Genomic DNA, 12959 nt, shown 5'->3' on the forward strand with positions numbered 1-12959 from the left:
GTACAACCTACGTACAAGGACTGATTGGACGACAGCATAACAGGGGCCGGCAGAGACTGGCGCCGCACCCTAAATCCGGAGTCACCCATGTCCAAGTCATTCCATACGTCCCCTGGCCTGCGTCGCCTGGTCGCCGCGCTGGCGCTCGGCCTGTCCGCGCCGCTCGCGCTTGCCGCCCAGCCGGCGGCCACCGAGGCCGCCGCTCCCCAGGCGCAGGCCGATATCGTCGACACCGCCGTGGCCGCCGGGCAGTTCACTACCCTCGCCGCCGCGCTCCAGGCCGCCGGCCTGGTCGACACGCTCAAGGGCGCCGGTCCGTTTACGGTGTTCGCGCCCACCGACGAGGCGTTCGCGGCGCTGCCCGCGGGCACGGTGGAGAACCTGCTCAAGCCCGAGAACAAGGACCAGCTGGTCGCCATCCTCACCTACCACGTCGTCCCGGGCCGCTATCCGGCGTCCACCGTCGTCACGCTGGACGAAGCGACCACGGTGCAGGGCGGCAGCGTCGACATCGCCACCGCCGGCAGTGGCGTAACGGTCGATGGCGCCAACGTCGTCACCGCGGACGTGGCCGCCAGCAACGGCGTGATCCATGTGATCGACAAGGTCCTGATGCCGGACGGCTGATCGGCCGGCACACGCGCACCCCACACCTACTCCCCGCACCCAGGAGACATTCCATGAAAGCCCTCAACATCATCACCCTCGCACTCATCATCGTCGGCGGCATCAACTGGGGCCTGGTCGGCGCCTTCCAGTTCGACCTCGTCGCCACGATCTTCGGCGGCCAGGACGCGCCGCTCGCCCGCGTCGTGTACGTGCTGGTCGGCCTGTCGGCCCTGTGGCAGATCGTGCCGCTGATGCGCGCCGGCAGCGCCGGCGAAGTACGCGCCCAGGCCCACCGTTGATTCCGCTGCGCGCCTGACGCCTGCGTTCACGGGCCGGACCGCGTACCGCGCGGCCCCCTGCCCGGGACCTTCGCACGCGGTTGGTGCACCGGGGTCGGAGTGGTCCTGTCCTTCACCGGACATGTCGCTTCGATCCCGGTTTTGTTCGCCGCGACGCGTCGATCGATATCGATCGCGCGCCGCGTTCCGGCCCACCACTACGCGGTGTCGTGTCGCACCAGTCGCGGCAGCACTGGAACGATCCTGCACCGCGCCATCTACGGGTAGCCGCGCAAGCGCCGCCTCCCTCTTTCCAGTGTCCAGAAGGAACCGTCCCCATGAAGCTTCACGTCCTCACCCTTGCCCTGATGGGCGCCGTCGCGCTCAGCGCCTGCCAGAACGACACCGCCACCACCGACACCGCTGCGGCCGACGCCCAGACCGCGCCAATGACCGATGACGCCGCCGCTACCGACGCGGCCACCGCCCCGACCGACTATTCCGCGCAGGCGCCGGCGATGGATGCTGCGGCCAGCGGCGACATCGTCGATCTCGCCTCCGGTTCACCGGATCACAGCACCCTGGTCACTGCCGTACAGGCGGCCGGCCTGGTCGACACGCTCAAGGGCGCCGGACCGTTCACCGTGTTCGCGCCGACCAACGCCGCATTCGACAAGCTGCCCGCGGGCACCGTCGACGGCCTGCTCGAGCCGGCGGCGAAGGACGACCTCAGCGGCGTGCTGACCTACCACGTGGTGTCGGGCAACGTCGACGCCGCCGCGCTGACGCAGCAGATCGAGGCCGGCGGCGGCAGCGCCACGCTGACGACCGTGCAGGGCGGCACGCTGACCGCCCGCGCCGACGGCGGCACCGTCACGCTCACCGACGCCAAGGGCAACACCTCCACCGTCACCACCGCGGATCTGCGCGGCAGCAATGGCGTGATCCACGTGATCGACACGGTGCTGATGCCGTAACGCGTTCATGCGGTGTCCTTGTCGGTGCCAGGCGGCACCGCGCCGGGCAGTACCACGCGGACTCCTCGTCTGGTCCGCGTGTCCAGGGAGGCGGCTTCGGTCGCCTCCTTTCTCGTGCCGGTCCCTCGTCCCTTGCGTAGCCCGGGTAAGCGAAGCGCACCCGGGGTTTGGGCACCCCACGCATCACCCTCACCATCATGGCGACGTTCTTCCCGGATGCGGCCTGCGGCCTTATCCGGGCTACACGCGACCGCCACGTAGCCCGGGTAAGCGAAGCGCACCCGGGGTAGAGGACGCAACGTCTCCAATCATGGCGACGTCGTCCCGTAACCGACCTACAGCACTGCCCGGGTCGAGCGCGTCGCTGCAAGAAAGCGATGCCGCTGCGCCTTGCTTCACGATGCGTGGGCGGCGCTGCGGGTATGGTGGTTTGCGTACCCACATATGGTGTCCGCAATGATCAAGTTCCTGGGCAAGAGCGCCTTCGTCATCTTCCTGATCGGCCTCGCCGTCGTGATCGGCCTGCTGATGCTGATCTTCTGACCCGCGCTCGTGATGTACCGGCCACGGCGCCCGTGCCGGCCTGCTAGGCTGCGCCTGCGCGCCTCCGGACGGGGGCGCGACGCGACCCACGCCAGGACACTGCCATGCACGCACGCCTCGCATCCACGCTGGTCGCCGTGTTCCTCGCCATGAGCGCGATGGCCGCGGACGGGGTCGACACCGCATCCGTCGATATCGACCAGGACGGCCTCCGCTTCACGCGCGCGGCGAACGGTGCACAGGAGTTGCATACGCTCGAGGCCGGCCGGCTGGAACTGCGCAGTCCGGCGCGGCGCGACAATTTCCGGCATCCTGACGGACAGCAGGTCACGCTCACCGCGCCGATGCTGCTGACGGAGATCGACAACACCCGCCCCTTCACCTTCACCGCGCGCGTGCGGCCGACATTGCACGAGACCTACGACGCCGGCACGCTGTACGTGTGGGCCAGCGGGACCTCGTGGCTGAAGATGGCGCTCGAGCGCGACGAACGCCGGCTCACCCGGATGGTCACCGTGCGCACGGAAGGCACCTCGGACGACAACAACCACGACGTCGTGACCGGTGACGCGGTCTACATGAAGATCTCCTCCGACGCGACGACGATCGGTTTCTACTACTCGCCCGACCGCCGGCAGTGGCAACTCGTGCGCCTGTACCGCAACGCGTATCCCGACCGGCTGTGGCTCGGGCTGAGCTCGCAGTCGCCGCTGGGCGAAGGCAATGCGACGGTGTTCGAGGATGTCGCGCTGGTCGATCGCGCGGTCTCCGACTTCCGCCTGGGCGAGTAGCCGCCCGCGGAACATCGCGTGGTGCACGCTGGCCGGCGTGCGGCGCGCCGTCTCGACCGGACCCGCACCGCCCGGCGGTCGAGCGACCCGACGCGCCGCGATGCATGGCCGTCGCCCGCGCATTCGCGGCGGTGGAGGCGTTGACGCCACCCTGTCCCGCCGTACCGCAGACTGCGGGATGCCCATGAGGACGCATCCCGCCATGGCCCTGCCTGTCCGCATCGCGACTGCCTTGCTGCTGGTGCTGGCGACCGTCGCGTGCACGCGGGAGCCGGACGTCGCAGGCGGCGACACCGATGCGGCGGCGAGCCGCGCACGCGCGACCGTGGGCGCGCGCGATGGATCGCTGCAGGCCTACTACGCGGCGCTGGTGGCCGAGCATGGCGAGGACATCGGCCTGTGTCCGCAGGCCGATTCGCCGCAGGCGGGGGCCTGCCCGGATGTCGACCTGCCCGGCGCCGCCCCCGCGCCGCGGCGCATCCTGCTGATGCTCGATGCCTCGGGTTCGATGGCCGGGCGGCTCGACGGCCGGCCCAAGCTGGCGATCGCGCAGGACGCCCTGCTCGCCTTCGCGTCGCGGCTGGAAGGCGACGTGCAGGTGGCGCTGCGCGTGTACGGGCACCGCGGCGGCAACCGCGAGCAGGACAAGCCCGGATCCTGCCGCGCCAGCGATCTGGTGCTGCCGTTCGCACCACGCGATCCCGCCGCGTTCGAAGCCGCCGTGCGCGCGTTCCGGCCGAGCGGGTTCACGCCGATCGCCGGCTCGCTGCAGGCCGCCGCGCGTGATTTCGGTCAGGGTGGTGCGACTGCGGAGGGCAACGTGGTCTATCTCGTGTCCGACGGCATCGAGACCTGTGACGGCGACCCGGCCGCCGCGGCGCGCGCGCTGCGCACGTCGGACATCGGCGTGGTGGTGAACGTGATCGGCTTCGACGTCGATGCCGCCGCCGAACGGCAGCTGCGCGAGGTGGCGAGCGCCGGCGGTGGCGAGTACCTGGCCGCGCGCGACCGCGACGCCCTGCTGCGCGTGTTCCAGCAGCGCCTGGCTGCGTTGAACGCGCGCTTCAACTGCCGCATCGGCACGGCGTCGAACGCGTTCAACCGCACCGTCGACACGCATTCGGCACGCTTCAACTGCCTGGTGGACAAGGCCTCGCGCGAGTTCAACGCGATCGTCGCCGCGGCCTCGGACGACGCCAATGCCGGACGCGCCACGCCCGGACAGCGCCGGTACGCCATCGACCAGGCGCGTGCACGGCGCGCACGCATCGTCGAGCCGGCCCGCGCGGAACGCGACGCCGCCTTCGCCCGCGGACGCCAGGCGCGCGACCGGACCGTCGACGACGCACGCCGCGACCGCGACGACGCGCGCCGCGACGCGGAGGCCGAACGGCCCCGCTAGCGTCGGGCACCCCGCTGCGGTCCACGCTGCCGGGACCGGCCGGCCCGTCGCCGCTGCGATACAGCCGCCGACGGCCCGCATCGAAACGCCCGTGCATCCTCGGCCGCCACGCCGGCGCGCCGCGACGCGTTACGATGCGGCACCCCACGCCGTCCACTCCGTTCCCATGACGTCCCGCCCGCCCGCCGGCCCTCCGGCGGCATGAGTCCGGCGCCGCCCCGCACCGGGGCCGACGCCGATCGCCGGATCGAACGCCTGCAGCCCTGGCTCGCCGCGCTGGGCAGCGCCCTGCTGCACGTGCTGTGCGTGCTGGTCGCGCTGCTGGCGCCGCCGATCACCATGACCTCGCCCGAAGGCGATCCGGCCGGCGGCAGTCCGGTGCAGGTCGAGTACATCGGCGACGGCACGCCCGTCCCCAGTCCCGCGCCCAGCGACACGCCGCCTTCGAGCGCGCCGTCCGAGGCGGCGCCCGCGGCCTCGCGCGTGCAGACCACGCCGGTACCGATCGCCGAGGACCCGGTGCCGCCCACCGCGGACAGCGCATCCGACGCGCGCGTGCCGCCGCGTATTCCGCGTACCGCGCCGCGGCAGAGCGCACCGAGCCCCGCAGCCGCGCCGCCGCCCGCCAGCCGGCGTCGTGGCCACACCTGGGGCCAGCCGCCCGGCATGGCGGTGCAGGAATCCGCGCCGGTCAATGCCGGCCCCGCGCGTACGTCCGCGATCGACAGCGGCCGCAGCCGGGGCACCGCGTCCACATCCGAGCCGAGCCTGGAGGTCGCCGGCTACCAGGTGGTGTACGACACCCGCAGCGAGCGCCGCCTGCGCGAATGGCAGGCGCAGGGCATGACCGAGCTGTTCATCCCGCTACCGGGCACCCGCAACCTGATGGTCTGTCCGCTGGAAACCGCGCTCAAGCGCGAGTCGGGACCTTGTCGCCAGCTGCCGCCCGATTCGCCCGAACTCGACGCGATCGGCGACGCACGCGAGGTGATCAGCGTGCAGCAGGTGTACCGCCAGGGCGAGGTCGTCTGGCGCGGGCCGGGCGCCTACCGCTGAGTGTCCGCCGGTCCCGCGCGTGTCGGTCCTCCCGCGCGCGTCTCGTCCTCGCGGACGGGATGACGCGGGTGCAGGATCAGTCCTGGTCCTGCGGACGCGCCATGTCGCGGCTCCTCGTCTTCGCCTTCCAGGCTTCGTATTCGGCGCGGGTGATCGTGCCGTCGGGAGCGGTGTCGATGTCGTCGAAGCGTTCCAGCAGCTGCGAATGCGCCGACAGGTCGTTGCGGGTCACGCTGCCGTCGCCACGCGCGTTGAGTTCCGCATAGTCCGGCATCCGGTCGTTGCCGTAGTCGCGCACGGCCATGCCGGGCGGCTGGCCACGCTGCTCCGGGGCTCGGCTGGGCTGCACCTGCGGCTGGGCGGGCTGCAACAGCGGCCGCGCGGGCTGGTCGAGCGGGCGCGTGGGCCGATCCACCGGGCGCGTCGGCTGCACCACGGGGCGGGTGGGCGGATCCACCGGGCGCGCGGGCTGCGTCAGCGGTCGCGTGGGCTGGGTCAGGGCCGGGTTCGGCTGCGTCTCGGGCCGTCCCGTCGGCGGCGTGGTGGTGGGCTGCTGCGCGAACGCGGCGCCGGCCGCCATGGCGGCGGCGAGCGTGGTCGAGGCCAGGGTGTGGATGGTCTTCATTCAAGTCTCCCTCCCGGGCGCAGCGGATGACCCGGAGGCGATGGATGGGCGGTCGGCCACCGGCCGGGATGGCGCGGTGCGATCCGAGAACACCACAGCCGGGCTTCGCGCCGTGTGCGCAAGCGCCTGCATCCGCCTCACGCGCCCTTACCAAGCCACGCAGTCCGCACTGCATGCCGCATTGCGCCGGGCCTGCGGGCCGGCTGAACAACGTGAACGCGATGCGCCATCGCCAGGACGACCGGTCGCATGCGCGCTAGACGAGTGAGATCGCCTCGCGTCTCTCCACCAGGAAGTCGATCAGCGCGCGCACCTTGCGCGGCATCTGCTCGCGCGAGGGCGCGTAGAGGTAGAACGCCGACAGCGGATGCGTCCAGTCGCGCAGCACGCGGACCAGGCGACCGTCGGCCAGCTCCGCCTGCACCGCGACATCGACGATCTGCATCAGCCCGAGCCCCTGCGCCGCCGCGCGGACCATGCACTGGTCGTCGTTGGTGACCAGTCGCCCGGTCACCGCCTGGGTGAAGTGCCCGCCCTTGCGGCCCGGCGCGGTGAACTCCCAGTCGTGCAGCGCGCCGGTGCCGGCGAACCGGTAGTTGATGCAGTCGTGCGCGGCGAGGTCCGCGGGCGCCTTCGGCACGCCGTGGCGCGCGAGATACGCGGGCGCACCGACCACCGCCATCGACAATGCCGGACTGATCGGCACCGCCACCATGTGTTCGGCGAGGCTCTGCCCGAGGCGGATGCCGGCATCGCAGCCCTCGGCGATGATGTTCGACAGCGAATCGGACATCACCAGTTCCAGCGCGACCTTCGGATGGCGGTCGCGGAACTCGGCCAGGTGCGGCTCGATCAGCGCCCGCGCGGCCAGGCGCGAGGTATTCACGCGGACGAGGCCAGACGGCACATCCTGCGCTTCTCCCAGCGCCTGCACCGCCTGCTCGATGCCCGCCAGCGACGGCCGCAGCGTGTCGAACAGCGCCTGCCCCGCTTCGGTCAGCGACATGTGCCGGGTCGTGCGGTACAGCAGGCGCACGCCCAGCTGGCGTTCCAGCGACTTGAGGCTCTGCGACAACGCTGCGCGCGACACGCCCATCTCCTCCGCGGCGCGGGTGAAGCTGCCATGGCGGGCGACATGCGCGAACCAGGCGAGCGACGGCAGCAGGGCGGGATCCATCGCCAGATTGTAAACCTCCGCTTATCACTCATGTGCCGATTAAGGCCTTACTCCAGCTCAATCTGCGGCGTAGCGTGGATGGCGTGGTGATGGCGGCAGGCGCTGCCGGGATTCCCGGCGCCAACCGCACGTCGCGACATCCACAAAGGCTTCCTGGAGAAACGCCAAGCGCATGCACCCCCTGGGCAACAGCGGACTGTTCGTCTCCGAACTCTGTTTCGGCGCGATGACCTTCGGCGGCAGCGACGGGATCTGGGGCCAGGTCGGCCAGCTCGGACAGGACGAGGCCGACGCCCTGGTGCGCTCGGCGCTGGATGCGGGCATCAACTTCTTCGACACCGCGAACGTGTATGCCGACGGCCGCAGCGAGACCATGCTCGGCCGCGCGCTGCACAACCTCGGGGTGCCGCGGGACGACGTGGTGGTCGCCACCAAGGTCGCCGCGGCGATGGGCGAAGGGCCGAACCGGCGCGGCGGTTCGCGGCGCCACGTGCTGGCGCAGTGCCATGCCAGCCTGCAACGGCTCGGCCTGCAGCACATCGACCTGTACCAGGTCCACGCCTTCGACCCGGCCACGCCGATCGAGGAGACCCTCGACGCGCTCGACGCGCTGGTGCGCGCCGGCGACGTGCGTTACCTCGGCCTGTCGAACTGGGCCGCCTAGCAGGTGATGAAGGCGCTCGGGATCGGTCGCGCCCGAAACCTGGCGCCGATCGTCTCGCTGCAGGCGTACTACTCGCTGGTCGGCCGCGACGCGGAACGCGAGCTGGTGCCGATGCTGGCATCCGAGCGCGTCGGGCTGATGGTCTGGAGCCCGCTGGCCGGTGGCTACCTGACCGGAAAATATTCCGGCGGCGACGCCGCCGGCGGCAGGCTCGAGGAGCTCGATTTCCCGCCCATCGATCGCGTGCGCGGCGAACCCCTGATCGACGTGCTGCGCACCGTGGCGCAGCGCCACGAGGCCACGCCGGGCCAGGTCGCCATCGCCTGGCTGCTGCACCAGCCGGTGGTGACCACGGTGCTGCTCGGCGCCAAGCGCGTCGAACAGCTGACCGACAACGTGCGCGCCACGCAGCTGCGGCTGGACGACGACGAACTCGGGCAACTCGATGCCGCCAGCCGGTTGCCCGCCGAGTACCCGGGCTGGCTGCTGGCGCAGTCGGACGGCCGCCGCGCCTGAAACGAATCGCAGCAGCGATGTCGAGGGCGTTTCCGTCGCCCGGCTCCGCGCCATCCCTCCCCCCCACCGAACCGGAGCAATCCACGTGTCCACCCAACCACTACGCGTCGGCATCATCGGCGCCGATACCAGGGCAAGCTGGGCCGGGGCGTCCCACGTCCCCGCGATCCGGACGCAACCGGGGCTCGCCCTCGCCGCGGTCGCCACGCGAAGCGCGCAAAGCGCCAGCGCCGCGGCCGAAGCGTTCGGCGCTTCGCGCTGGTACGCCGATCCCTATCGACTCATCGAAGACGACGGCATCGACATCGTCACCGTCGCGGTGAAAGTCCCCGCGCATCGCGAACTGGTGCTCGCCGCGCTGCGCGCCGGCAAGGCCGTGTACAGCGAATCGCCGCTCGGCGCCACGCTGGAGCAGACCGCCGAAATGGCGTCGGCCGCGCGAGGCCTGCATACCGCGATCGGTTTGCAGGGACGCATGAATCCGTCGGTGCGCCGCGCCGCAGAGCTCGTCGCGTCGGGCAGGCTCGGCAGGGTGATGTCGGCCAACGTGCGCGCGACCACCTTCGGCTACGGGCCGACCTCGCCCGCCGCCTACGACTACTTCAACAAGGCCGCCTCCGGCGCCAGCTTCCTGACCATCACCACCGCCCACGTGCTGGACGTGGTCGAGGCGGTGCTCGGCGACATCACCGAGCTCGATGCGCGGACCGAACGGCTGTGGCCGGAGGTAGCACTGGTCGATACCGGCGGCACCTCGGTGCGCGAGATCGCCGACCACGTCGACCTGGTCGCACGGACTGCGCTGGGTGCGTCGATGTCGGTGCAGGTGCTCGCCGGCGTCGAGTCCGATCCGCATTTCGTGATGGAGGTGCGCGGCTCGAAGGGGGTGCTGAAGCTGACCGGCAGCCACCTCGCTGGCGTGCAGGTGGGCGACCTGTCGTTGTCGGCGGGCGTGGACTTCGCCGCGCCGGACGCACCGGTCGCCTCAGGCGTCGGCCCCACCGCCGCGGCGTTCTGGAACGGCGCCGCCATCAACGTCGGCGAGGTCTACGCCAGCCTGGCGCGCGACCTGCGCGCCGGCAGCTTCGACACGCCCGGCTTCGCCCACGCGCTGCACAACCACCGCCTGGTCGCCGCGGTCGAGCGCGCCGCCGACTCCGGCCAGCGACAGCGCGACTTCGGCGCACCCGGATCCGAACGGGCTCACCTGCCAACCGGGGCACCGACGATCACGATCAGCGGAGAACGACATGCAACCGGGAAACGGGGACATTCGACCGGCGCCGCAGGAGCCTCGGAGGCCAGGGGCGCGGAAAGTCGCCCGTAAGCCTTGCTCGACGAGAGTGGATGCTCGCCGGAGGCGGACGGACGCACGCAGGCATGCAGGAACCACGAAACGCCATCGTCGCCGGTGGCGAGGTCCGAGCACGTCCCGCGCGACATCCACTGGCGTCTTCGACAGTCCCGGTCTTGTACACGCGCTGCACGACCCATGCCTCGACGCAGCGTCCGGACGCACCCCCCGACTCGCGATCCAGCGTCCGCGCAACGTAGGCCAACCCGAAACCGAACAGCAGGTCCGCCTGCCACACCGGCCCTTGACGGCCACCCACCAAGGAGAACGACATGCACACCGATTCCCTGCAAGGACTCAGCCGACGCAATGTGATGCTGGGCGCGGTCACCGGCATGGCCGCCATGGCCGTGCCGGCGCTGGCCGCGACGCCATCGACGAGCCGATCGACCGGGCCCGCCGATGCCGCGCGCGACCTGCTCGGCAAGCGCGCCCTGGTGACGGGTGCCTCGCGCGGCATCGGCGCCGGCATCGCGCTGGCGCTCGCGGCTCGCGGCGCCGATGTCGCCATCACCTGGCTGCGATCGGCCGACAGGGCCGCGGACGTGGTGCGCGGGATCGAACAGGCTGGCAGGCGCGCGCTGTCGATCCAGGCCGACAGCGGCGACCCTGCCGCGATCCGGCGCTCGGTCGCGGACACGGTGGCGGGACTCGGCGGCCTCGACATCCTGGTCAACAACGTCGGCATCTCGCGCTCGGGTCCACTGGTCGAGATGGAGCTGTCCGTGATCCAGGACGTGCTCGACGTCAACGCGCGCGCGGCGGTGCTGGCGGCGCAGGCCGCGATCCCGCACCTGCCGCGGGGCGGCCGCATCATCACCATCGGCTCGTGCCTGGGCGAACGCGTGCCGTACCCGGGCCTGACGATCTATTCGATGTCGAAGTCGGCACTGCTGGCCTTCAACCGCGGGTTGGCGCGCGAACTGGGTCCGCAGGACATCACCGTCAACCTGATCCAGCCCGGTCCGATCGATACCGACCAGAATCCGGCGGATGGCGAGTGGGCGGAACCCAACACCCGACTGACCGCGCTCGGCCGCTACGGCCAGCCCGCCGACATCGCCGCCGCGGTGACCTTCCTCGCCAGTCCCGCCGCGCAGTTCATGACCGGATCGGTGGTCACGGTGGATGCCGGCTTCAACGCCTGAGGGCGCAGTGCCATGGCTGCGTGCCGGAGATGGCCGTCGATCCGTAAGAGGCCCGTAAGGCTGCGACGCCAAGACTGCAGCGACCGACCCGCCATCCCCCACGAGTCACCGACATGATGCGCAGCACGCCGATCACCAGCGCCGCCGGCAGGCCGACGGACCACCACGCAAGCGGTCACCTGCCGGACCGGCGATCCTCCACCGGGCCGACCGCTGCCGACGACGCCATCGCCGCCGGCAGCGTGGTCGGCACCTGGACCAACGACGACGGTTTCGTCCGCCTCGTGCTGTGCGCCGATGGCCGCTACGAGGAGGCGCGCGGCAGTCGGACGGGCGTGTATCGCGGCCGCTACGCACTGCGCGGCGCGCGCATCGAATACCTCGACGACAGCGGGTTCTTCGCCTTCGGCGAGCTCATCGACGACAGCCTCCACCATGGCGGCATGGTGCTGCGTCGCGCCGCCGGGCATGCCGCGGGCGCTGACGACCCACCGCCGCGCGGAGAATCCGCATGACCGGCGAGGCCGGCGCGAAACCGGCTTCGCGAGCGCCACGCTCATGAAGCCTCGCGCGATCGTGCATACGTGCTGCTGGCGCTGGGCGTGAGCCGGGCGCTGCAGATCGCCGCGATCGCGGTGTTCGGATCCGACAACCCTGCGGCGATGGCGGGGTTCCTCTGCGTGATGTGGTCGCCGACCGTGCTCGCGCTGGTGTACATCCGGCGGCACCCGATCGTGCGCGCACAGGTGCTGTGGCGGCTCGGCAGGCCCGCTTGGCTGCCGCTCGGCGTCGTGGTGCAGGCGGGCATCGGATTCGCGGTGGTCGCCATCCTGGTGGTGGCAGGGCTGGCGACGTCGGGCTGGTTCGATTTCAGCGCCAACGCGGTCGCGATCTCGGGCGGTCCGTGGCTGCTCGGGCAGGGCATGCAGGGCTGGCCGCGGGGTCCCGTAAGTCCCGCGTAAGTCGCGGCGGCGAGCATGGTGGGCCCTCCCCCACAGGTTCCCGCCCATGTTCCGAACAGTACTGTCGCTCGCCCTGCTCCTGCCCGCCGCGGTGTGCGCGCAGACGCCCACCGGCGCAAGGCCCGCCATCGCCGAAACCAGCGAAGACGATCGATGGATCCTGGGGCTGGGCGTCTCGGTGGTGGACAGCCCCTACGCCGGCGAAGGCACGCGGACGCGGCCGCTGCCCTACGTGACCTATGAAGGCGAGCGGTTCTTCTGGCGCGCCGACACGCTGGGCGTCAACCTGCTGAGGACCGATCGCTTCGCGCTCGACGCCATCGTGTCCGGGCGCCTCGACGGCGTGGACCGGGACGACCTGGGCCGCGCCGAGCTGGCAGCCAACGGCGTGGACATCGATCGACTGGTCGATCGCGACGACGGCGCGGATGCCGGACTCGCCGCAGGCTGGCGCTTCGGACGCAACACGCTGGCGCTGCGTGCGGTCGCCGACGTCACCGGGACCAGCGACGGGTACGAACTGGCCCTGGACTACACTCATCGCCTGAGCATCGGCAGGACGACGATCATTCCCGGCATCGGCGTGAGATGGCTCTCGGAGGACCTGGCCGATTACTACTACGGCGTGCGGTCGACCGAAACCTTCAGCGGCGCTGCCTACCAGGCCGACTCCGCCCTCGTGCCGGCTGCGAGCGTCGTGTTCCAGCGTCCGCTGGTCGGCAAGTGGCGGATGATCGGCCGTTTGCAGTACCAGCACCTGCCGGACGAACTCACCGACAGCCCCTTGCTGGAACGCGATACGAGCGGGGTGGCGCATGCCTTCATCGCCGTGGCGCGCGGTTTCTGAGCGGATAATG

General features: G+C 71.2%; 14 protein-coding genes and 1 pseudogene. 13 read left to right on the forward strand and 2 right to left on the reverse strand.

The window, feature by feature from the left end; all coding sequences use genetic code 11:
* Positions 1 to 87: 87 nt before the first annotated feature.
* From QFW81_RS02470 to QFW81_RS02495, 7 genes are all read left to right on the forward strand, one after another.
* Positions 88 to 627, forward strand: coding sequence for a fasciclin domain-containing protein (locus tag QFW81_RS02470; protein WP_280576975.1), 540 nt, complete (start codon positions 88 to 90; stop codon positions 625 to 627).
* Between the two features lie 53 nt (positions 628 to 680).
* Entirely contained in the window at positions 681 to 908 is a 228-nt protein-coding gene (locus tag QFW81_RS02475; protein ID WP_280576976.1) for a DUF378 domain-containing protein, read from the forward strand.
* A gap of 428 nt (positions 909 to 1336) precedes the next feature.
* Positions 1337 to 1864 carry a fasciclin domain-containing protein gene (locus QFW81_RS02480; protein ID WP_425603954.1) on the forward strand — a complete coding sequence of 176 codons (528 nt, stop codon included), beginning with the start codon at positions 1337 to 1339 and terminating at the stop codon, positions 1862 to 1864.
* Positions 1865 to 2320: 456 nt separating this feature from the next.
* Entirely contained in the window at positions 2321 to 2407 is an 87-nt protein-coding gene (locus tag QFW81_RS17755; RefSeq protein WP_486624484.1) for a small membrane protein YohP, read from the forward strand.
* 104 nt (positions 2408 to 2511) lie between these two features.
* Positions 2512 to 3198 carry a DUF1349 domain-containing protein gene (locus tag QFW81_RS02485; RefSeq protein WP_280576978.1) on the forward strand — a complete coding sequence of 229 codons (687 nt, stop codon included), beginning with the start codon at positions 2512 to 2514 and terminating at the stop codon, positions 3196 to 3198.
* Positions 3199 to 3400: 202 nt separating this feature from the next.
* Positions 3401 to 4600, forward strand: coding sequence for a vWA domain-containing protein (locus QFW81_RS02490; protein WP_280576979.1), 1200 nt, complete (start codon positions 3401 to 3403; stop codon positions 4598 to 4600).
* 201 nt (positions 4601 to 4801) lie between these two features.
* Positions 4802 to 5656: a type II toxin-antitoxin system RelE/ParE family toxin gene (locus QFW81_RS02495; RefSeq protein WP_280576980.1), complete on the forward strand. Its 855-nt coding sequence runs from the start codon at positions 4802 to 4804 to the stop codon at positions 5654 to 5656.
* 76 nt (positions 5657 to 5732) lie between these two features.
* Here QFW81_RS02495 and QFW81_RS02500 read toward each other — a convergent pair whose 3' ends face one another.
* Both QFW81_RS02500 and QFW81_RS02505 read right to left on the reverse strand, forming a co-directional pair.
* Positions 5733 to 6281, reverse strand: a complete 549-nt coding sequence (locus QFW81_RS02500) for a hypothetical protein (RefSeq protein WP_280576981.1) — start codon at positions 6279 to 6281, stop codon at positions 5733 to 5735.
* A gap of 256 nt (positions 6282 to 6537) precedes the next feature.
* Positions 6538 to 7458, reverse strand: a complete 921-nt coding sequence (locus QFW81_RS02505) for a LysR family transcriptional regulator (protein WP_280576982.1) — start codon at positions 7456 to 7458, stop codon at positions 6538 to 6540.
* Positions 7459 to 7630: 172 nt separating this feature from the next.
* Here QFW81_RS02505 and QFW81_RS02510 point away from each other — a divergent pair.
* The 6 genes and pseudogenes from QFW81_RS02510 (at position 7631) to QFW81_RS02535 (ending at position 12949) form a co-directional block, all read left to right on the forward strand.
* Positions 7631 to 8638 (forward strand): annotated as a pseudogene (locus tag QFW81_RS02510) (aldo/keto reductase).
* Positions 8639 to 8723: 85 nt separating this feature from the next.
* Positions 8724 to 9965, forward strand: a complete 1242-nt coding sequence (locus QFW81_RS02515; RefSeq protein ID WP_280576983.1) for a Gfo/Idh/MocA family protein — start codon at positions 8724 to 8726, stop codon at positions 9963 to 9965.
* Positions 9966 to 10264: 299 nt separating this feature from the next.
* On the forward strand, positions 10265 to 11140 hold the full coding sequence (locus QFW81_RS02520) for an SDR family NAD(P)-dependent oxidoreductase (RefSeq protein ID WP_280576984.1): 876 nt from the start codon (positions 10265 to 10267) through the stop codon (positions 11138 to 11140).
* A 113-nt stretch (positions 11141 to 11253) separates the two neighbouring features.
* Positions 11254 to 11655 (forward strand): Atu4866 domain-containing protein, encoded by a 402-nt coding sequence (locus QFW81_RS02525; RefSeq protein WP_280576985.1) that lies wholly within the window; start codon positions 11254 to 11256, stop codon positions 11653 to 11655.
* Positions 11656 to 11724: 69 nt separating this feature from the next.
* Entirely contained in the window at positions 11725 to 12102 is a 378-nt protein-coding gene (locus tag QFW81_RS02530; RefSeq protein WP_280576986.1) for a hypothetical protein, read from the forward strand.
* A 46-nt stretch (positions 12103 to 12148) separates the two neighbouring features.
* Positions 12149 to 12949, forward strand: coding sequence for a MipA/OmpV family protein (locus QFW81_RS02535; RefSeq protein ID WP_280576987.1), 801 nt, complete (start codon positions 12149 to 12151; stop codon positions 12947 to 12949).
* The last annotated feature ends 10 nt before the right edge of the window (positions 12950 to 12959 follow it).

It is taken from the genome of Luteimonas kalidii (assembly GCF_029887935.1).
GTDB lineage: Bacteria > Pseudomonadota > Gammaproteobacteria > Xanthomonadales > Xanthomonadaceae > Luteimonas > Luteimonas kalidii.